The sequence below is a fragment of the Mesorhizobium sp. Arg314 genome (assembly GCF_053714275.1).
The window spans coordinates 1-470 of record NZ_JBSKBP010000253.1 but is presented as its reverse complement, the minus strand read 5'-3'; the positions used below and the strand labels follow the sequence as shown (position 1 = coordinate 470).

The following is a 470-nucleotide window of genomic DNA, read 5'->3' as shown; positions in this document are numbered from 1 at the left end:
ACCGGATCCGGTCGACATCGGATTAACCCTGGAATAGCGAGAGCTGGCGTCACTCACGAGCAGGGATGCAGCCCGCGAGAAGTTTCATACCTTCGTGTCTTTGAGATTATGCGGCTCAGCCCTGCCCTTGATAGTAATGCAGATATGCATTATCTCCTCATTGGCAAAATCGGAGTTGAGTGACATGACGACTTTGACCGTAACCGCACGTGGACAGGTGACTTTCCGCAAAGACGTGCTGCAGCATCTGGGTATCAGGCCGGGCGAGAAGATCGAACTCGATCTGCTGCCGGATGGACGGGCGGAACTGAAGGCGGCGCGGGCGAAGGGATCGTTCCGGGACTTGCATGGGTTTCTCAAAGGCAAGACGAATGGCCGCGTGCTCAGCATCGGGGAGATCAATGAGGCGATAGCAGAGGCTGGCGCCTCGGCCGGGGCCAGCAAGGAATGAAGGTCACCGCGGATACAAA

1 protein-coding gene is annotated in these 470 nt (G+C 57.0%); it reads left to right on the top strand.

Translation table 11 applies throughout. The features are described 5' to 3' along the window. Positions 1-184: 184 nt before the first annotated feature. Complete coding sequence (locus tag ACWGS9_RS35350; RefSeq protein ID WP_454509497.1) at positions 185-451, top strand: AbrB/MazE/SpoVT family DNA-binding domain-containing protein; 267 nt, start codon at positions 185-187, stop codon at positions 449-451. The last annotated feature ends 19 nt before the right edge of the window (positions 452-470 follow it).